The sequence below is a fragment of the Kitasatospora sp. NPDC008050 genome, from assembly GCF_042957465.1.
Lineage (GTDB): Bacteria > Actinomycetota > Actinomycetes > Streptomycetales > Streptomycetaceae > Kitasatospora.
Genome location: NZ_JBIBIJ010000006.1, coordinates 229,301 through 246,278, shown reverse-complemented (window position 1 = coordinate 246,278; position 16,978 = coordinate 229,301). Strand labels below are relative to the sequence as shown.

Genomic DNA, 16,978 nt, shown 5'->3' with positions numbered 1-16,978 from the left:
TTCTGCGCGACGAGCGCGCCCGCCGCTGCACACCCTGCCACCTGCGCCCGACCCCACTCCCCGGAGATCAGCGATGACTGACGCCCCCGCGCCACGCCCCTACTCCCACGACCAGGCACGCGGCGCACTGCACGCCCTCGGCCGCCGCCTCAACGAGGCAGCCGCCCAAGGAGCGCCGACCGATGCCTTGGACGCACTCCTCGGATCGATGCGCCAGGTCCACGAGTTGATCACCGCCTGCCTCGCTCAGGACCTCTGCCTGACACCGCACACACGGCCACTGCCAACTCCGATCCGTGCCCGCCGGCACCCGCGAGCGGCCTGAGAGCCGCCCACCCCGCCGTTCTCCTCCTCGAATCCGTCAAGGTCGAGCAGAACCGGCGCGGCACCGGCGTCGGCATGAGCCTGGCCGTCACCGCACTCCGCAGACTGGCCATCCCGAACACCATCGCCGTCTGCTACCCCGCCCCCATCCACACCCACGGCCCCGACGAACCCTGCAGCTACGCCTCCGACGACCCAAAAATCCGCCGGCCCGACTTTGAGGCCACCACCGCACTCCGCAAGCCCGGAAGCACCACGACCTCACCCACCTCCACGACGCCTCTACACCCTCCCGCCCCCTTGAGGGGCCCCAAGTGCCCTTTCCTGTAATGGAAAGCCACTGCCCTTGACCCTGTACACGGTGAATCGGGAGTATCGGACGGGACAGCCGACTCGAATGAGGAGGGGGAGCCTTCGCGCTCACCAAGCTGATCAGCGACTGCCGCGAAGGACCGTGCCCTACCCTGTGGCGCACCGAGGACGGCCAGTACATCGTCCAGGGCTACAAGGTCCTCGACGCCGAGCGCTTGTCGCAACTCGGCCTGCCAGACAACGAGACGGCCGTCGAGGTGACGGCCGAGCTACTGGAGGGATACTTCGGTGCTGCTCACGGCTGACGACTTCAACGGTCTGTTCCAGACCTTCACGTCCTCCGCCTTCAAGATGGAGACGCGGGACCGCTACGACGTCGCTGGTGAACACGCCGAGTACCAGGCCTTCCTCGATGGCGCCGCCATGCCCGAGGAGTGGGAGGACAGCCCCTGGGTACGGTCGATGGCCAGCGCGGGCAAGTGCCTGCGCCGCGTCCACATCCTCCGCTCCCCACTGAGCGACTACCTGCGCTTCGAGCTCGGCTGGGGATACGTCGGGAACGCCCGAGCAGGCGAGGACATCAGGATCATCGACCTCGCCGACGTGACCGTCACCGGCCTGCCGGACCACGACTTCTGGCTCTTCGACGACTCCCGCATCTACCGCATGCACTACAACGCCGAGGACGAGTTCCTCGGCGCCGAACCCCTCGACAAGGATTTGCTCCCGCAGTACCTGGCCTACCGCGACACGTCCTGGCGCCACGCGATCCCGTACGCCGACTACTGGCGGCATCCGGCTTGACCGACCCCAATGGCCAGGAACTGGGCAAAGCCCTGCGGGCACTTCGAACAGCATCGGGCGTCACCGGTGACTTCGTCGCCCGCAGGGCTTCCATGTCCCCAGGGAAGCTCAGCAAGATCGAGAACGGTCGAATCCTCCCGACCGTGACCGACGTCGAGCTCATCCTGACAGCGCTCGGTGTCTCCGAGTCCGCAAAAGCCGCGTTCCTGGCCCAGGCGAGAGCCGCCGTCACGGAGGCAACAGCGTGGCGTGTCCTGCGCCGTCTGGGGCCGCCCAAGCACCAGCAGTCCATCATGGCGATCGAGGCTCGTACCACCGTACTCAAGGTGTTCCAGGGGCAGTTGATCCCCGGCCTGCTCCAGACCCCCGAATACATGTCAGCGGTCTTCTCTCTCGTCCCAGGGCAGTCACCGGATTCCAGGGCGAGGACGGTGGCGGCCCGGATGGAACGGCAGGCAGTTCTCTACAACCCCACCAAGTCGTTTCACTTTCTCATCTGTGAACACGTCCTACGATGGCTCATCTGCGACCAGCTGATCATGGCCACCCAACTGGATCGGCTGGTCTCGTTCTCTCGCCTGCCCAACGTCCGCATCGGCATCCTCCCGCTCAGCCGCCGCATGCCCGACTTCCCGATGACCTGCTTCAGCTCATATGACGATCACATCGTGATCGTGGAGACGTTCCACTCCGAGGTCACCACAAGAGACCCCAAGGACCTCGATATATACGTCGAAACGTTCGACCGATTCTCCTCGGCAGCCGCCTACGGCGAAGAAATGCTGAGCCTGATCGAGCCCATCCGGGACGGATTCTTGCGGTAACAGGAAAGGCCCTCGAACTCCCTCGTCTCCAGCCTTACCGTGGTGGCCCAGACGGCCCGTCAGAATCCCCCGTCGGGCCCAAATCCCACCACCGGAGGTACCCGACATGCCCGAGCCCGACAGCGGCGGCCACGGGGGCAACCCCGCGCCCACCCCGCCCATGCCCTGGCCGCCCACCCCCTCGCCCGACAGTGGGCCGCCGCCCGGCAACGGAGGCCACCGCAAGTGACCAGCCCCCTCCCCGAGGGAACGGACCGCCCCGGCCAGGAGCTGGGGCGGCTCCTCCTCAACACCGGTGCCATGTCCGCTGATTGGGCACCGGCCTTCGCCGCCGTCCCCCGCTCCCACTTCGTCCCCGACCTGGCCTGGGCCTGGGACGAGGAGCAGGGCCGCAGCGTCGCCGTCAACCGGGCCGGCGACCCGGACGGCTGGCTCGCCGCCGTGCACACCGACATCCCGCTCGTCACCCAATGGGACGACGGCAACCACACCGGCACCGAACCCGGCCAACTCTCCACCAGCAGCACCAGCCAGCCCAGCCTGGTCATGTCGATGCTGCGCGATCTCGACGTACACCCCGGCCTGAAGGTCCTCGAAGCCGGCGCCGGGACCGGCTGGAACGCCGGCCTGCTCGCCCAGCGCCTCGGCTCCCGACAGGTCGTCAGCATCGAGGTCGACCCCGCCATCGCCGCCCGGGCCACCGTCAACCTCGCAACCACCGGCCTCAACCCGCACATCGTCACCGGCGACGGCGAGTTGGGCTGGCCCACCGGCGCACCCTACGACCGGATCATCGCCACCTACGGCCTGCGCCACATCCCCCACGCCTGGCTCCAGCAGACCAGGCCCGGCGGCATCATCCTCGCCCCCTGGGGCACCCACTACAGCCAGCGCGACGCCATCGTGAAACTGACCGTGGCCGACGACCACCACTCCGCCTCGGGCCACTTCACCGAACTCGTCGGCTTCATGAAAGCCCGCGACCAACGCACCCCCTACCCCGAACACGCCACCCACGTACCCGAGTTCCCCGGCAACGCCGACACCACCCACCGCACCGCCCGCACCGCCGACGACCTCGGCGGCCCCTGGGACGTACAGCCCTTCGTCATCGGCCTCGCCGTCCCCGACGTCACCCACGTCCTCGCCCACGACGACGCCGGACACTCGACAACCGCCTGGTTCTACTCCCTCACCGACACCTCCTGGGCCGCCGTCACCTGGCCCACCGACGAACCGCAGACCACAACGACCGTCTACCAGTCCGGCCCCCGCCGCCTCTGGCAAGCCGTCGAACATGCCCTCGACTGGTGGGACGAACACAACCGCCCCGCCATCCACCGCTTCGGCCTGACCATCAGCGACCACCACCACACCCCCTGGCTCGACACCCCCGACCACCCCGTCCCCACTCCGGCCGCCTAGAGGAGCAGACGTGACACCGCAGACCACCGACGAACTGGACGCGTTGGCCTGGGTCTCCCTCGCCGAGATCCCGCAGTACGTCCCGTACGGCCTCTTCGAGCCGGTGCAGGCACACCTGGACGCCTCGCTCACCGGCTGACGTCCCCGCCGCACCGATCCGGAGGTGTACCGATCCATTGGTGCAGTTCGAGCTCACCATCCCGGGTAGGCCGATCCGCCCATCGCCGAGGAGGCTGCCCGCCGACCCACCCGCCGGGCATTTCAGACGGCGTCCCGCACCTGAACACGGCCTGGCGAACGCGCAACGGCGGTCCCGACACCCGGTGACCGCCGCTTCCCGCTCACTCACCTTCCATCGCCGGAAGGGTCAGCTGTAGGTGTACCAGTCGCTCCAGCTGCCGTCGGCGTGGCGGTCACGGGCCTGCGGCTGACAGCCACCGCCTCCCATGTGCATGGGCCCGGTCGACGTGACGGTGAACGCCCCGATCCCATACGAACTGACGGGACAGCAGCCCCAGCTGCTGTCCCGTCAGTTCTGTGGAGCCCGTCAGCGGTCGGCGCAGACCACGAAGACGCTGATGCCCACGGTGTCCGCGCCGGGCTGGTGGCCGACACCGATCCAGCCCCGGCCATTGTCGGTCGGGAAGCTGCCGTTCAGCACCGAGTCGTCGCCCCGGGCCTCGGCGCCGCCGCCGATGGCCACTTTCTGGCCCGGGCAGTTGACGACCCGCCGCTCGAAGTTGCCCACGTTCGCATTGTCCAGCTTGACGATCTCGTAGCCCGGGATCGCCCGGGTCGCGGCCGGCTCACTCTTCTGCTGCGCCCCGGCTGCATCGGCATTCGCCTGCACCGCCCAGCCCACACCACCGGCCAGCGTCAGCGCCATCGCACACGCGCCCAGCACGAGCTTGCTCCGCATCATCAGCGTCTTCTCCTTCGCGAAACACGGCAGGCCCACGATCAGGACCGGCCCTCCGCCCCGAGAATCGGCACTTCACACCAACGACTTGAGCCAAACCCCTCGTTAGATTGAACACGAAGCATCACCCCGGCGCACCGCCCTCCCGCCGACCCCTCCTGGTGCAACACCCAGCTCTGGCAGCCGCACATCAGCGAAGGCGCGGGCACCGAGCGGCTCCGCCGGCCTCCCCGCACCGGCCAAGGCCGCGTGACAAGCCACCTCTAGCGGGGCGGCCGGCGGTGGAGTTGGCGCAGCCCGAGGCTGCCGCCGGTCAGGAAGAGGCCGAAGAAGGTGAAGAACCCGTCCTCCCGGACGAACTCGGCCTGCCAACGGTCGTACTGCTCGCGCGGGACGTCGGTCCAGTCGGAGCGGTTGAGGTTCGGCACCGACACCTGGTACCTCGGGCCGGTCAGCATGCGCGCGCTGCCCTTCGAGCCGCCGACGGCGAACCCGCCGACCACTACGCCAAGGCAGACAAGGGCGACGATGCCGAGCCCGATCCGCACCCGCCGGTGCGGGAACATGGCACCCCATATCTGCTTCTCGGCCGCGCGTCGCGCGGCCCGCTCCTCCTTGCCGTGCCTGGGTCTGCTCACACCCACGACCAGCGCGAACGACGCGATGAGCCAGAACCAGAGCGGGATGAGGATCGCGCCCGCGATGCCTGACAGGTCGTCATGGGAGAGCATCACCCGGTTCGAGGGCCAGGAGGCCAGGCTGTCGACCGCAGCGAGGAACAGCAGAGCGGCGCCGCCCGCTCCTGCGGCCACATCGATCACGGCACAGACACGGGACCGGGTGCGCCACCGCGCCAGCCGCACAAGAGTGGCGGAGTTCCCGCCCAGAGCGGGGAGTGGCGCAGTGTTCTCGGGTATCGGCACAGCTGGAGGTTAGACCTCCGCCCCACCGGCCGTCGATCACATCGCTCACCGGCTGAACGAGCACTCCCGGACGACGCCCCCGACCACACCGTCCCCAGCTCTGGCAGAAGCGGCGGCCCCTCCAGCACCCGGCGGCCGCTTCCCGCGCACTCCAGACGTAGTCGATTCACACCCCGCCCAAGCCCACCGAGCGCCAGGCAGGGCCCCTGGCACCCCGGCGTTCAGCGGGGACTGCATCCCTCCTGACGGACAGTCACCTCACGCCGGTTCACCCCACCCCTCACGCCTTCCCACTTGGGCACCCGCCACTCCACAGCGCCGCCGGGCCGCACTGGCTCGACGCCTACTCCAACGCCCAGCGTTTCGCCTTCACGATCTGAAGGACTGCCCAACGCTGTACGCCACCGACCGCGAGCGGCTGTTGCGGCAGGGTGCAGCCTGCCGGCCGGTCAGTGTCAGAGGCGTGCCCCCAAGGCGTCGAGGACGGCCAGCGGGTCGAGGTAGTCCCGCCAGTGCGTGATCCTGCGGTCCCGGATGGTGATCACGGAGACGAAGTGGTTGTCATACGCCCGTCCCGTGCCGACCGCGCGACCGTGCACCACGTATTCGAGGACGACGACCGAGGTCTCGCGGTCATGGTGGACGGCGAGGCCGTCGGCGCTCTCCGCGACCATCGTGTCCCCGTACCCGCGGTACAGCTCGGCCAAGGCGGCCCGGCCCTCGACCCTTCTCGGGTAGTCGGGCACGGTGACCACGTACTCGGTGACGGCGTCCTCGGCGAACCAGTCGAAGAAGTGGTCCCCGTCGACCAGACCGTCGAGCCCTTCCCCGACGATGCGGAAGAACGGCTCCAGCGCTTTGAAGTCGTCCGGATCCTTCACGGTCATGACGTTCCTCGATTCCTGAGGGTGAGCGGGGGCACCCGGAAGCCCGGACCGGAACCGGCGTCTTCCTGGCAGATCAGACGCTACGACGGGACCAGGACAGCTTCGGTCCTGGTCGTGCGATGCCCTACGCTCCGGCGTGTGATCAGCACTTCCGCGCGGCTGCTGCGGCTGGTCTCGCTGCTCTCCACCCGCCCGTCGTGGACCAACAGCGAACTGGCCGAACGTCTGGACGTCACCGAACGCACGGTTCGGCGGGACATCGCCAAGCTGCGCGAACTCGGCTACGCCATCGACTCCGACCCCGGCCCCTGGGGCGGGTACCGGCTCAGCGGCGGCGGCAGCAAGGTACCGCCACTGAGCCTGGACGACGAGGAAGCGCTCGCCGTGGCCGTGGCCCTGCGCGAGGCGGCGCTCAGCGGTGTCCTCGGCACCGACCAGGCGGCGCTCTCGGCCCTCCTGAAACTCCGGAGACTGCTGCCCGCCCACATCGCGGACCGGCTGGCCGAACTGGACGCCGCGTTCGTCCACACCCCCCGGTCCGATGAACACCTGCTCTCCCCGGGGGTACTGCTGGAACTGGCCACCGCCTGCCGACGGGGCGAACGCGTCCGGCTCTCCTACCGCGATCGGCAGGACCGGGCCACGGTCCGGGACGTCGACCCCCACCGCCTGGTACGCACGGGCCACCGCTGGTACCTGGTCGCCCTGGACGTCACGCGGGGTCAGTGGCGCACCTTCCGCGCCGACCGCGTCGCCGAGGCCCACCCGACCGGCCGGCCGGCCGACCTCGTCGACCCGCCGGACGCCGCGCTGCTGGTCTCCCGCATGCTCACCAGCGGCTACCCGCTCTACGCCACGGTCCGCATCCCCCTGCCGCTGAACCAGGCGCTGCTCCTCGTCCCCCGCAACCTCGGCACCCACGAGCCCGACGGCACCCACGCCACCCTCGTCACCATCGGCGGCTCCACCCCCGACGAACTGGCCACGTACCTCCTCGGCCTGGCAACCCCGCTCCAGGTCCTGACCCCCGCCTCGGTCCGAACCGCCCTGCACACCCGAATCCGGACCCTGCTCAACGCCAACGATCCTGATTCCCCCAGGAACTGACGCCGGACCGGCTGCCGAGACACCTGCCAGACGGGCTGCCGCCGCTCGCCACCGCTCGCCACCGCTCGCCGCCGCTCGCCGCCGGTCAACTGTCCCGGCGTCATCGCGCCCCAACGCCTCGGGATCAGTGCGAGACCGCCCACTGCACCCCGCGATGCTGCGGCCGCTCGATCTCGTCCAGCAGCGCCACCGCCAGGTCCGCGTGCGAGATCCGCCCCTGCCCCACCACCGCGCCGACCGCACTCCGGTAGCTCCCGGTGGCCTCGGCCTGCGCGTTCAGGTCCATCGGCGGGACCACCATCAGCCAGTCGAGCTCCGTCGCGGTGGCCCGCAACAGCTCGAACTCCGCGACATGGCCCTGGGAGAACAGCCGGTACTCCTCGGGGAACTGCGGATCGTCCATCACCCGCACGCCCGGCGAGGTCTCCAGTGTCGTCGCGATGCCCAGCACGAGCAGCCGCCCCACCCCGGCCCGCCCGAGCCCGTCGACCAGCGCCCGTGCGGCTGACGTGAAGTACTCCTCCGCCGGCACGTCCAGGCGCCCCGAGGCGTTCACCGCCGCATCGTGCCCCGCCGCGACCGCCGCCACCGACTCGGCGTCCGTCGCGTCGCCGCGCACCACCGTCACGGTGCCCGAAGTGCCCAGCACGTCCGAAGTGCCGAGCTCCGCGTACTTGTCCGGGTCCCGCACCACCGCCGTCACCGCGTGCCCGCGCCGCACGGCCTCGGCCACTGCCGCGCGCCCCACGCGTCCGCCCGCCCCGAAGATCACGATCTTCTTCATGCTTCCGATTCCTCCCTGAACTGCCCCTCCGGGCCTGGTGTACGAGGAGAGTAGGCGGGAGGGGCCCGGTTACTTCAAGGGAACCGGGCCCTATCGTCAAGGTATGACCGCGCCACTGAACGCCGACATGTTCGACCCTCACTGCAGCCACCACATGCCCATCCGGGTCGGCGACAAGTGGAGCGGCATGGTCCTGCGCTGCCTCGAAGACGGCGCGCGCCGGTTCAACGAGTTGAAGGCGCCGCTCAAGGGCGTCACCCCGAAGGTGCTGACCGAGACCCTGCGGGCGATGGAACGCGACCGCTGGATCACCCGAACCGCGTACGACGAGAACCCGCCGCGGGTCGAGTACGCCCTCACCGACCTGGGGCGTTCACTGCTCGGCCCGATGAACACCGCCTGCGCGTGGGCGCGGGAGCACCTCGACGAGCTTCCGCGCATCGAGGACCGCCAGCCCCCGTCCTAGACCCCCGTCCTGGACCCTCACCCCAGCGGCCTCACTCCAACGCCGCCGCCTTGCGCAGCAGCACCGACCGCTCGCGCACGTTGCCGCACAGCCGGGCCGCGAGTTCCAGCTCGGCCCGGGCCTCGGCGGTGCGGCCGAGCCGGACCAGCAGTTCGCCGCGCACGCTCGGGAGCAGGTACGACCCCGACAGGCGTCCGGAGACGGCCAGTTCGTCGACCATCGTCAGTGCCTGCCGCGGTCCACCGGCCATCGCGACGGCCACGGCCCGGTTGAGCTCGACGACGGGCGACGGAGCCACCCGGCCGAGCGCCTCGTAGAGGAGCACGACATGCTCCCAGTCGGTCTCCTGCACCGAGGGCGCCGTCGCGTGGCAGGCGGCGATCGCCGCCTGAAGACCGTACGGTCCCAGGCCCCGCCCGACGGCCGTGGCCCGGCCGAGCGCGGCCAGGCCACGACGGATCGCCGACCGGTCCCACAGCCGCCGGTCCTGATCCTCCAGGAGCACCGCCTCCCCATCGGGCCCGGTGCGCGCCGGAAAGCGCGCCGCGGTGAGCTCGAACAGCGCGAGCAGCCCGTACACCTCGGGCTCACCGGGCAGCAGGGCGGCCAGCATCCGGGCCAACCGGACAGCCTCGTAGGCGAGGTCGGGACGCAGCAGACGGTCGCCGGTCGCCGCCGTCGAGCCCTCCGTGAAGATCACGTACAGGACGCTCAGGACCCCGCCGAGCCGCCCCGGCCGCTCCTCGGACGGCGGCAGCTCGAAGGGCACGTGCGCCGCGGCGATCGTCTTCTTCGCCCGGGTGATCCGGGCCTGGACGGTCGGCACCGGCACCAGGAACGCCCGGGCGATCTCCTCGCTGGACAGGCCGCCCACCACGCGCAGCGTGAGCGCCACCCGGGCCTCGGGGGCGAGCACCGGGTGGCAGGCCGTGAACATCAGCGCGAGGACGTCGTCCTCGACCCGGTCGGGATCCCACGGCAGTTCCTCCGCCCGGTCCCGCGCGGCCACCGCCCCCGCGCTGATCTCGCCCTCGGCCAGCTGACCCGCGAGCATGGCGTACCGCTCGTCGAGTCCCGACTTGCGACGGAAGCCGTCGATGGCACGCCGCCGCGCGGTCGCCAGCAACCAGCCCACCGGGCTGGCCGGCGCACCGTCGCGCGACCAGGTGACCAGTGCCTCCGCCAGCGCCTCCTGCGCGACGTCCTCGGCGAGTGCGAAGTCCCCGGTGTAGCGGGCCAACGCACCGACGATCCGTGCCGACTCGATCCGCCAGACCGCCTCGACGGCCCGCCGCGCCGACTCGGCACTCGGCGGGCCGCCATCGGCCGCAGGCGTCCGATCCGGCTCGGGCGTCAGAGCTGGCCCGTCGGCCTCGGGCGTCGGGCCCGGCTCGGGCGTCAGAGCTGGCCCGTCCGCTCGCGCCACGCCCGCTCCTTGATGATCCACTCGTTGTCCTGCGGGAACTCGTCGATGCCCGGTACGCGACGGACCTCGCACTTCGAACCACCGACCGCCGGGAGTCGCTTGGCCCACTCGACCGCTTCCTCCTTCGAAGCGACATCGATCACGTAGAAGCCGCCGAACAGCTCCTTCGTCTCGCCGTACGGACCGTCGGTGACCACCGGGGTCTCCCCGCTGAAGTCCACCACCACGCCCTGGGACGGGTCGTCCAGGCCCTCAGCGGCGACGAGCACGCCCGCCCGGATCAGCTCCTCGTTGAAGCGGCCCACCGTCGCGAGCATCTCCTCGAACGGCGTCTCCATCATCTTCGCGACGGATTCGTCCGTGCCTCGCATGATCAGCATGTACTTCGCCATCGTCCGCCTCCTTGTATCGGGATCGCCTCTCGATCCTCTCTATCCCAGGTCGAACGGCGCGGTCGCGGATCGACACGGCGGACGAACATGGACCAACTTTTTTTCGACCGGGCCCCACACGGCTACCGGACGGTGATCCAGTACCGCCGCACCGGGCCGTTTTCCGCGTCCCGGGCACCTTCGAGGACACCGTCGAGGACGCCTTCGAGGGCACCTTCGAGGACGCCACCGCGACGCTCGATCGTCCGCGCCGAGGCAAGGTTGTCGGCTTCGCAGACGATCAGCACCCGGCCCAGGCCGAGTGCCCGCGCCTCGTCCAGTCCCCGCCCCAGCGCCCAGCTCGCCAGCCCCCGCCGGCGGGAGGTCGGCCGGATGCCGTAGCCGATGTGGCCGAACTGCCGTACGTAGTCGTTGAGTCCGTACCGCAGAGCGATCCCGCCGTGCACCCGGTCGCCCTCGACGATCCAGCGGTACAGGCAGCCCCGGCCGGCCTCGACCGCCTCCGGGGCCGACTCCTCCGCCAGCCGCGCCACCCAGGCCGCGAACCCCTCCGGCGATTCGGCCTCGTCGCTCGGCCCCAACCCGAACCCGTCCTCGTGCGGTCCCGGACCCCACTCGTGGTGCGCCGCGAGCCAGGCGCAGTGCAAGCGGGCCGTGGGCGCGATCAGTTCAGGCACACGGCAACAGTACGCGTCGTGCTCCGCAGCACGCGTCGTGCTCCGCGACGACGGCAGACGGCCCCGTCCACCGACCGTCGATCAGCTCGGCACCTGCCCCACCTTGTCGACGAACGCGACGGTCCGCACCGTGCTGTTCAGTATGACCTGGCCCGCGTCGACCGACCCGTGGCTCCCGAGGACGCGTTCACCGAGGAACTTGTGGGTGTTCCGGTCGAGGATGAGCTGGACGGTCCCCAGCCGGGGGTCGAACATTCCCACCGCTTCGCCGGACCGGCCGTCGGCGTCGGTCGCGTCGGCGGTGTAGGAGATGCTCGGGAGCTTCGCCGCGGCCCGGAAGAGTGCGGCCTGCTGTGGGGCAGGGCAGGCAGTCTCCACGAGGCCGCGGATGATGGACCACACCGCGACCTCGCGGCTCACCTTGTTGGTCACCTGCTGTCCGTGCACCCAGGGGTCCGCGTAGAGGATCTGCAGGAGCTTGTCGGGGTCGGTCGGCAGGGCCGCCAAGGTGTCGTAGGGGGCGGAGCTGAGGCCCACCTCGGACTGGTGGGGCGGGACGGGGTCGGTGTGGTTGTACGCACCGGTCGACTGGTACAGGCCGGCCTGCGCGCCGTCCACGGAGAGCCATGCCCGGACCTCGGTCTGGTCGGCCGCACTGCCGGTGTTGTGCATGAGGTCCATGTAGACGAACTGGTCGGGGCGCGGCATCGGGGCGCTGTCGAGGGCCTCGGCGGCGAGGTTCAGCGCCGAGACCGCCTGCGCGCTGGGGACGGTGACGCTCGGGCCGGCTGTCCGGGTGCTGACCACGCCTGCGGTGACCGCCAGCGTCACCGCGACCGCAGCCGCGGCCAGGACGGGGCGCGCCCGCAACCTCGGCCTCGGCCGGGTGCCCCACCGGCCGCGGCCGCGCCCCCGGGCTGCCTCGGCCGCCAGCCGCTGGCGGCCGCGGAAGTGGGCCTGGGCGGACATCGGGGCGGTGTCGGCGCGGAACTCGCCGAGCTGGGTGATCTCGTCCATGGGGACGCCTCCGTCAGTGCTACGGGTGGTCAAGAGCGGTGTGCAGACGCCGACGGGCGCGGTTGAGCCGTGAGCGGACCGTGCCGACCGGGATCTCCAGCGCGTCGGCGATCTCGTGATAGGCCAGCTCGGCCCAGGCGAAGAGCAGCAGGACGTCGCGTTCCTTGGCCGTCAGGCGGGCCAGGACGTCGGCGATCTCCTTGACCTGGGCGCTGGCGGTGACCTGGGCGGCCACGGCGTCGGCGTGGTCGTCGGCCGCCACCGGCTCCATCCCGCTGCGGGCCAGCGCCCGGTAGCCGGCCCGTTCGCCGCGCTGGTGGCGGTGGACCAGATTGGTCGCGATGCCGTAGAGCCAGGGCCGGGCATCGGGGCGGTTCAGGTCGTAGCGCGTGCGGACCCGGAAGGCGGCCAGGAAGGTCTCGGAGGTGAGGTCGTCGGCGACCGCGGTGCCCACCCGGCGTGCCAGATAGCGGTGGATCGCGAGGGCATGCCGGTCGTATATCTCGCCGAAGCGCTCCGACACGGTCAGCGACTCGTCGATGACCGCCGCGTCGGTGCCCAACTGCATCGGCGCGTCCACGCCGAGGACCGCCATCAGCTGCCCGTCTGATGGCTCGTCAACGGCGTCGGGTCGGTCGCGCACATCGGTTCTCCTTCACGGCGGGCCTTTTCGGTGTTTGCACCCGCTATTGCCACCTCGCCGCAGCAGGGTTCGCCGGACTCGGCCGGAAATCGTGCACCGACGCCGGCACCCTCACCTCCGACCGGCACCACCGCAGGCCCGGACAGCGGGCCCGGACGACAGACGGCGACCGCCCGAGCGCTGAACGCCCGGGCGGCCGCCGCCTCTTCAGCCGCTGCTCCGCTACTTCTTCAACCGCTTCACTTCGTCCACCGCTTCACTTCAACCGCTTCACTTCTTCAACCGCTTCACTTCTTCAACCGCGACGAGGAGAGGATCGAGAAGATGTGCGCCGGCACCAGCACCCACACGATCGCCGTGACCACGATCACCGCGACCTTCGTGGCCCGCAGGTCACCGCGCGCCTGGTCGACCACCGCCGCCACGAGCAGCAGCAGGGTGCACTCGATCCCGTTGCACAGCCGGTGCAGCTGCACGCCCGAGGCCAGCCGCCGCAGCCGGGCGACGCCGGAGGAACGCGGCACGACGGACTGGTCGGTGGCCTTCGCCAGCCCGCTGTCCGAGCGCGCCACGTGCACCAGGTCGGAGGAGGCCTTCAGCAGCAGCACGCCGACGCCCGCCGACATCCCGGCCACCAGGTACGGGGAGAGCCCGAGCGAGGACGCCCGGAAACCCATGCCGATCATCACGGCGGCGTCCGCGAGGTACGCGCCGAGCCGGTCCAGGTAGACCCCGAGCGGGCTGAACTGCTGCCGCCAGCGGGCGACTTCACCGTCCACGCAGTCCAGCAGCAGGTAGAGCTGCATGAACAGGACGCAGAGCACCGCCCCGGTCAGCCCGGGAATCAGCAGCGCGACCCCGGAGAGCACGCCTGCGACGACCATCACACCGGTGATCTGGTTCGGTGACCAACGCGTGTCCAGCAGCAGCCGGGTGATCCGCAGCGAGACGGAGCGCATGTAGAGGCGCCCGGCCCAGTGTTCCGCCCGGCTTTCGAGCTTGCCCGGCGGGTGGATCACACCGCGCAGTTCTTCGAGTTGGACCCTGCTCATGCTGTCTCCGTGTCTGGCCTGTGATCCGCGCGGCCGCTGCGGCCGCGAGCGTGATCAGCGCAAGCCTAGGGCAGGCCCCAGGCAGCAACGCGAGCGCAATCGACCCGGGGTATTCACTGCGAACGCGAGCGCCGCGGACACGACTGCGGCGAACACGACTGCGGCGGAGCCGTTTCCGACTCCGCCGCAGCTCGACCACCGGCCGATCAGCCCCGCGTCGCCATCGCGCGCAGGAAGAAGGTCAGGTTGGCCGGGCGCTCCGCCAGGCGGCGCATGAAGTAGCCGTACCACTCCTGCCCGTACGGCAGGTACACCCGCATGGTGTTGCCGGCCTCGGCCAGGCGCAGCTGCTCCTCGGGGCGGATGCCGTAGAGCATCTGGTACTCGAAGCTGTCGCGGGCGCGGCCGTTCCACTCGGCCAGCTGGCCGGCGATCTTGATCATGTTGGGGTCGTGCGAGGCGATCATCGGGTAACCCTCGCCCGCCATCAGCACCTTGAGGGCGCGGACGTAGGCGAGGTCGACCTCGCGCTTGCCCTGGAAGGCGACCGACTCGGGCTCCTTGTAGGCACCCTTGCACAGCCGGACCCGGGAGCCGGCCGCGGAGAACTCCTTGCAGTCCTCCTCGGTGCGGCGCAGGTAGGCCTGGAGCACCACGCCGAGCCACGGGAAGTCGGCGCGCAGCTCGCGCGCGATCGACAGGGTGGAGTCGGTGGTGGTGTGGTCCTCCATGTCCAGGGTGACCGTGGTGCCCGCGTCGGCCGCGGCCTCGCAGATCCGCCGGGCGTTCTCCAGCGCGATCTTCTCGCCGTCCACCGGGAGGAACTGGCCGACCGCCGAGAGCTTGACCGACACCTCCGCGCCCGCCGCCAGGCCGGTCTCCTTCAGCGCGGCGAGCAGGTGCTCGTACGCCTCGGCCGTGCCGGCCGCCTGCGCGGCGTCCTTGGTGTCCTCGCCGAGGTGGTCGAGGGTGACCTTGCGGCCGGTGGCGACCAGGTCGTCACAGGCGGTCACGGCGTCGTCGAGCAGCTCGCCGGCGACGAAGCGCTCGACTATCGCGTGGGTCGGCGGGAACTTCTCCACGACGGTACGCACCTGCGGCGAGCGCGACGCGGCAAGGAGGGCGGAACGGAGCATCGGTACTCCTGGATCACAGGGTGTGGGGGAGGAAGAGAGGGGTGGGGCGGCGGCTGAGGGTGGCCGCCGCCCCGGGAGGTGCGGTCTGGCAGGAGGAGAGGACCTCGCGCGCTATCTGACGAACCGTCAGCCCATGTGCGGGTAGCGGTAGTCCGTCGGCGGGACGAAGGTCTCCTTGATGGAGCGGGTCGAGGTCCAGCGGGCCAGGTTCTGCTTGGCGCCGGCCTTGTCGTTGGTCCCCGAGGCCCGGCCGCCGCCGAACGGCTGCTGGCCGACCACCGCGCCGGTGGGCTTGTCGTTGATGTAGAAGTTGCCGGCCGCGAAGCGCAGCTTGTGCATCGCGTCCTGGGCCGCCGCGCGGTCCTGGGAGATGATCGAGCCGGTCAGGCCGTAGGGGGAGACCGACTCCATCTGGGCCAGCATCTCCTCGTACTTCTCGTCCTCGTACACGTACACCGCGAGGACCGGGCCGAAGTACTCGTCCCGGAAGTACTCGGCGGCCGGGTCGGCGCAGACCAGCACGGTCGGGCGGACGAAGTAGCCCACCGAGTCGTCGTACGTGCCACCGGCCAGCACCTCGACGGCCGGGTCGGCCTGGGCGCGGTCGATGGCGGCCTTGTTCTTGGCGAACGAGCGGTCGTCGATCACGGCGCTCATGAAGTTCGACAGGTCGGTGACGTCGCCCATGGTCAGGCCCTCGACCTCGGCCTTGAACTCGTCCTTGAGGCCGGCCCAGAGCGAGGCGGGAACGTAGGCGCGGGAGAGCGCCGAGCACTTCTGGCCCTGGAACTCGAAGGCGCCGCGGGTCATCGCGGTCTTCAGCACCTTCGGGTCGGCCGACGGGTGGGCGACCAGGAAGTCCTTGCCGCCGGTCTCGCCGACGATCCGCGGGTAGGTGCGGTAGCCGGCGATGTTGTTGCCGACCTCGCGCCACAGGTGCTGGAAGGTCGGGGTGGAGCCGGTGAAGTGGATACCGGCCAGCGCGGGGTGCTTGAGGGCCACCTCGGAGACGGCCAGGCCGTCGCCGGTCACCATGTTGATGACGCCCTTGGGCAGGCCCGCCTCCTCCAGCAGCTGCATCAGCAGGTGCGCGGAGAACTGCTGGGTGGGGGACGGCTTCCAGAGCACCACGTTGCCCATCAGCGCCGGGGCGGTGGGCAGGTTGCCCGCGATGGCGGTGAAGTTGAACGGGGTGATCGCGTAGACGAAGCCCTCCAGCGGGCGGTGGTCGCTGCGGTTCCACACGCCGTCGGAGGAGAGCGGCTGCTCGGCGATGATCTGCCGGGCGAAGTGCACGTTGAAGCGCAGGAAGTCGATCAGCTCGCAGGAGGAGTCGATCTCGGCCTGCTGCGCGGTCTTGGACTGGCCCAGCATGGTGGCCGCGGCCAGCGTCTCGCGGTACGGGCCGGCCAGCAGGTCGGCGGCCTTGAGGAAGATCGCGGCGCGCGAGTCGAAGGAGAGCGCCTGCCAGGCGGGAGCAGCCGCCAGAGCAGTGTCGATGGCCTCCTGCGCGTCGCCCTGGGTGGCATTGCGCAGGGTGCCGAGCCGAGCCGCGTGGTTGTGCGGCTGGACGACGTGGATCTCGGTGCCCGCGCCCATCCGGCGCTCACCGTTGATCGTCATGGTCAGCTGGACGGGCTCCTGGCCCCCCAGCTCCTTCAGCTTCGCCTCCAGGCGGGCCCGTTCCGGGGTGCCGGGGGCGTAGCTGTGGACCGGCTCGTTCACCGGCGCGGGGACCTGGGTCACAGCATCCATGAGCGCGCGCTCTCCTTCGAGTCGTGGGGGACGGCCAGTGCGGGGGTCACACGCGGGCCATGGAGGAACGTTAAGCCGCGGGCCGGACCGCGATGGTTGGCCAGG

The 16,978-nt window shown here is 70.5% G+C and carries 19 protein-coding genes and 1 pseudogene; 8 read left to right on the top strand and 12 right to left on the bottom strand.

The window, feature by feature from the left end; genetic code table 11:
* Positions 1-73: 73 nt before the first annotated feature.
* The 6 genes and pseudogenes from ACFZB9_RS14935 to ACFZB9_RS14910 form a co-directional block, all read left to right on the top strand.
* Positions 74-325 (top strand): hypothetical protein, encoded by a 252-nt coding sequence (locus ACFZB9_RS14935; protein WP_391447098.1) that lies wholly within the window; start codon positions 74-76, stop codon positions 323-325.
* 599 nt (positions 326-924) lie between these two features.
* On the top strand, positions 925-1,440 hold the full coding sequence (locus ACFZB9_RS14930) for a DUF6879 family protein (protein ID WP_391447097.1): 516 nt from the start codon (positions 925-927) through the stop codon (positions 1,438-1,440).
* Entirely contained in the window at positions 1,437-2,264 is an 828-nt protein-coding gene (locus ACFZB9_RS14925) for a helix-turn-helix domain-containing protein (protein WP_391447096.1), read from the top strand. Before ACFZB9_RS14930 ends, ACFZB9_RS14925 begins: the two co-directional genes overlap by 4 nt.
* A 106-nt stretch (positions 2,265-2,370) precedes the next feature.
* Positions 2,371-2,493, top strand: a complete 123-nt coding sequence (locus ACFZB9_RS14920; protein ID WP_391447095.1) for a hypothetical protein — start codon at positions 2,371-2,373, stop codon at positions 2,491-2,493.
* The gene (locus ACFZB9_RS14915; RefSeq protein WP_391447093.1) at positions 2,490-3,689 is read left to right on the top strand and encodes a methyltransferase domain-containing protein; all 1,200 of its coding nucleotides are present in this window, start codon (positions 2,490-2,492) and stop codon (positions 3,687-3,689) included. The genes ACFZB9_RS14920 and ACFZB9_RS14915 overlap by 4 nt, the downstream gene beginning before the upstream one ends.
* Before the next feature lie 25 nt (positions 3,690-3,714).
* A pseudogene (locus ACFZB9_RS14910) lies at positions 3,715-3,828 on the top strand (NUDIX hydrolase); the annotation flags it as partial.
* A 408-nt stretch (positions 3,829-4,236) separates the two neighbouring features.
* Here ACFZB9_RS14910 and ACFZB9_RS14905 read toward each other — a convergent pair.
* The 3 genes from ACFZB9_RS14905 to ACFZB9_RS14895 all read right to left on the bottom strand — a co-directional run bounded on the left by ACFZB9_RS14905 (position 4,237) and on the right by ACFZB9_RS14895 (position 6,418).
* The gene (locus ACFZB9_RS14905; RefSeq protein WP_391447091.1) at positions 4,237-4,611 is read right to left on the bottom strand and encodes a hypothetical protein; all 375 of its coding nucleotides are present in this window, start codon (positions 4,609-4,611) and stop codon (positions 4,237-4,239) included.
* A gap of 260 nt (positions 4,612-4,871) precedes the next feature.
* Positions 4,872-5,420 carry a hypothetical protein gene (locus tag ACFZB9_RS14900; protein WP_391447090.1) on the bottom strand — a complete coding sequence of 183 codons (549 nt, stop codon included), beginning with the start codon at positions 5,418-5,420 and terminating at the stop codon, positions 4,872-4,874.
* 566 nt (positions 5,421-5,986) lie between these two features.
* On the bottom strand, positions 5,987-6,418 hold the full coding sequence (locus ACFZB9_RS14895; protein WP_391447088.1) for a nuclear transport factor 2 family protein: 432 nt from the start codon (positions 6,416-6,418) through the stop codon (positions 5,987-5,989).
* 138 nt (positions 6,419-6,556) lie between these two features.
* Between ACFZB9_RS14895 and ACFZB9_RS14890 the strand changes: the two genes are divergently transcribed.
* A complete protein-coding gene (locus tag ACFZB9_RS14890) occupies positions 6,557-7,525 on the top strand; it encodes a helix-turn-helix transcriptional regulator (protein ID WP_391447087.1) in 969 nt (322 codons plus the stop codon).
* A gap of 124 nt (positions 7,526-7,649) precedes the next feature.
* On the opposite strand, the gene ACFZB9_RS14885 is transcribed toward ACFZB9_RS14890, so the two are convergent.
* The gene (locus ACFZB9_RS14885) at positions 7,650-8,309 is read right to left on the bottom strand and encodes an NAD(P)-dependent oxidoreductase (protein ID WP_391447085.1); all 660 of its coding nucleotides are present in this window, start codon (positions 8,307-8,309) and stop codon (positions 7,650-7,652) included.
* Positions 8,310-8,412: 103 nt separating this feature from the next.
* On the opposite strand from ACFZB9_RS14885, the gene ACFZB9_RS14880 reads away from it, so the two are divergent.
* Positions 8,413-8,775, top strand: a complete 363-nt coding sequence (locus ACFZB9_RS14880) for a winged helix-turn-helix transcriptional regulator (RefSeq protein WP_391447084.1) — start codon at positions 8,413-8,415, stop codon at positions 8,773-8,775.
* A gap of 31 nt (positions 8,776-8,806) precedes the next feature.
* On the opposite strand, the gene ACFZB9_RS14875 is transcribed toward ACFZB9_RS14880, so the two are convergent.
* From ACFZB9_RS14875 to pruA, 8 genes are all read right to left on the bottom strand, one after another.
* The gene (locus tag ACFZB9_RS14875; RefSeq protein ID WP_391447399.1) at positions 8,807-10,132 is read right to left on the bottom strand and encodes an RNA polymerase sigma factor; all 1,326 of its coding nucleotides are present in this window, start codon (positions 10,130-10,132) and stop codon (positions 8,807-8,809) included.
* A gap of 41 nt (positions 10,133-10,173) precedes the next feature.
* Positions 10,174-10,593, bottom strand: coding sequence for a YciI family protein (locus tag ACFZB9_RS14870; protein WP_391447082.1), 420 nt, complete (start codon positions 10,591-10,593; stop codon positions 10,174-10,176).
* A gap of 122 nt (positions 10,594-10,715) precedes the next feature.
* Entirely contained in the window at positions 10,716-11,270 is a 555-nt protein-coding gene (locus ACFZB9_RS14865) for a GNAT family N-acetyltransferase (protein WP_391447081.1), read from the bottom strand.
* 81 nt (positions 11,271-11,351) lie between these two features.
* Positions 11,352-12,287 carry a CU044_5270 family protein gene (locus tag ACFZB9_RS14860; protein WP_391447080.1) on the bottom strand — a complete coding sequence of 312 codons (936 nt, stop codon included), beginning with the start codon at positions 12,285-12,287 and terminating at the stop codon, positions 11,352-11,354.
* Between the two features lie 19 nt (positions 12,288-12,306).
* Positions 12,307-12,882: an RNA polymerase sigma factor gene (locus ACFZB9_RS14855; protein ID WP_391447397.1), complete on the bottom strand. Its 576-nt coding sequence runs from the start codon at positions 12,880-12,882 to the stop codon at positions 12,307-12,309.
* A 335-nt stretch (positions 12,883-13,217) separates the two neighbouring features.
* Positions 13,218-13,982 (bottom strand): CDP-alcohol phosphatidyltransferase family protein, encoded by a 765-nt coding sequence (locus tag ACFZB9_RS14850; protein WP_391447078.1) that lies wholly within the window; start codon positions 13,980-13,982, stop codon positions 13,218-13,220.
* Between the two features lie 206 nt (positions 13,983-14,188).
* The gene (locus ACFZB9_RS14845; RefSeq protein WP_391447076.1) at positions 14,189-15,118 is read right to left on the bottom strand and encodes a proline dehydrogenase family protein; all 930 of its coding nucleotides are present in this window, start codon (positions 15,116-15,118) and stop codon (positions 14,189-14,191) included.
* A gap of 126 nt (positions 15,119-15,244) precedes the next feature.
* A complete protein-coding gene (gene pruA / locus ACFZB9_RS14840; RefSeq protein WP_391447074.1) occupies positions 15,245-16,873 on the bottom strand; it encodes an L-glutamate gamma-semialdehyde dehydrogenase in 1,629 nt (542 codons plus the stop codon).
* Positions 16,874-16,978: the final 105 nt, after the last annotated feature.

What these genes read in the sequence shown, in the direction of transcription:
- ACFZB9_RS14935 (WP_391447098.1), top strand. Translation starts at nt 74, where the DNA reads ATGACTGACGCCCCCGCGCCACGCCCCTACTCCCACGACCAGGCACGC.
- ACFZB9_RS14920 (WP_391447095.1), top strand. Translation starts at nt 2,371, where the DNA reads ATGCCCGAGCCCGACAGCGGCGGCCACGGGGGCAACCCCGCGCCCACC.
- ACFZB9_RS14905 (WP_391447091.1), bottom strand. Translation starts at nt 4,611, where the DNA reads ATGATGCGGAGCAAGCTCGTGCTGGGCGCGTGTGCGATGGCGCTGACG.
- ACFZB9_RS14895 (WP_391447088.1), bottom strand. Translation starts at nt 6,418, where the DNA reads ATGACCGTGAAGGATCCGGACGACTTCAAAGCGCTGGAGCCGTTCTTC.
- ACFZB9_RS14885 (WP_391447085.1), bottom strand. Translation starts at nt 8,309, where the DNA reads ATGAAGAAGATCGTGATCTTCGGGGCGGGCGGACGCGTGGGGCGCGCG.
- ACFZB9_RS14880 (WP_391447084.1), top strand. Translation starts at nt 8,413, where the DNA reads ATGACCGCGCCACTGAACGCCGACATGTTCGACCCTCACTGCAGCCAC.
- ACFZB9_RS14870 (WP_391447082.1), bottom strand. Translation starts at nt 10,593, where the DNA reads ATGGCGAAGTACATGCTGATCATGCGAGGCACGGACGAATCCGTCGCG.
- ACFZB9_RS14860 (WP_391447080.1), bottom strand. Translation starts at nt 12,287, where the DNA reads ATGGACGAGATCACCCAGCTCGGCGAGTTCCGCGCCGACACCGCCCCG.
- ACFZB9_RS14855 (WP_391447397.1), bottom strand. Translation starts at nt 12,882, where the DNA reads ATGGCGGTCCTCGGCGTGGACGCGCCGATGCAGTTGGGCACCGACGCG.
- ACFZB9_RS14850 (WP_391447078.1), bottom strand. Translation starts at nt 13,982, where the DNA reads ATGAGCAGGGTCCAACTCGAAGAACTGCGCGGTGTGATCCACCCGCCG.
- ACFZB9_RS14845 (WP_391447076.1), bottom strand. Translation starts at nt 15,118, where the DNA reads ATGCTCCGTTCCGCCCTCCTTGCCGCGTCGCGCTCGCCGCAGGTGCGT.
- pruA (WP_391447074.1), bottom strand. Translation starts at nt 16,873, where the DNA reads ATGGATGCTGTGACCCAGGTCCCCGCGCCGGTGAACGAGCCGGTCCAC.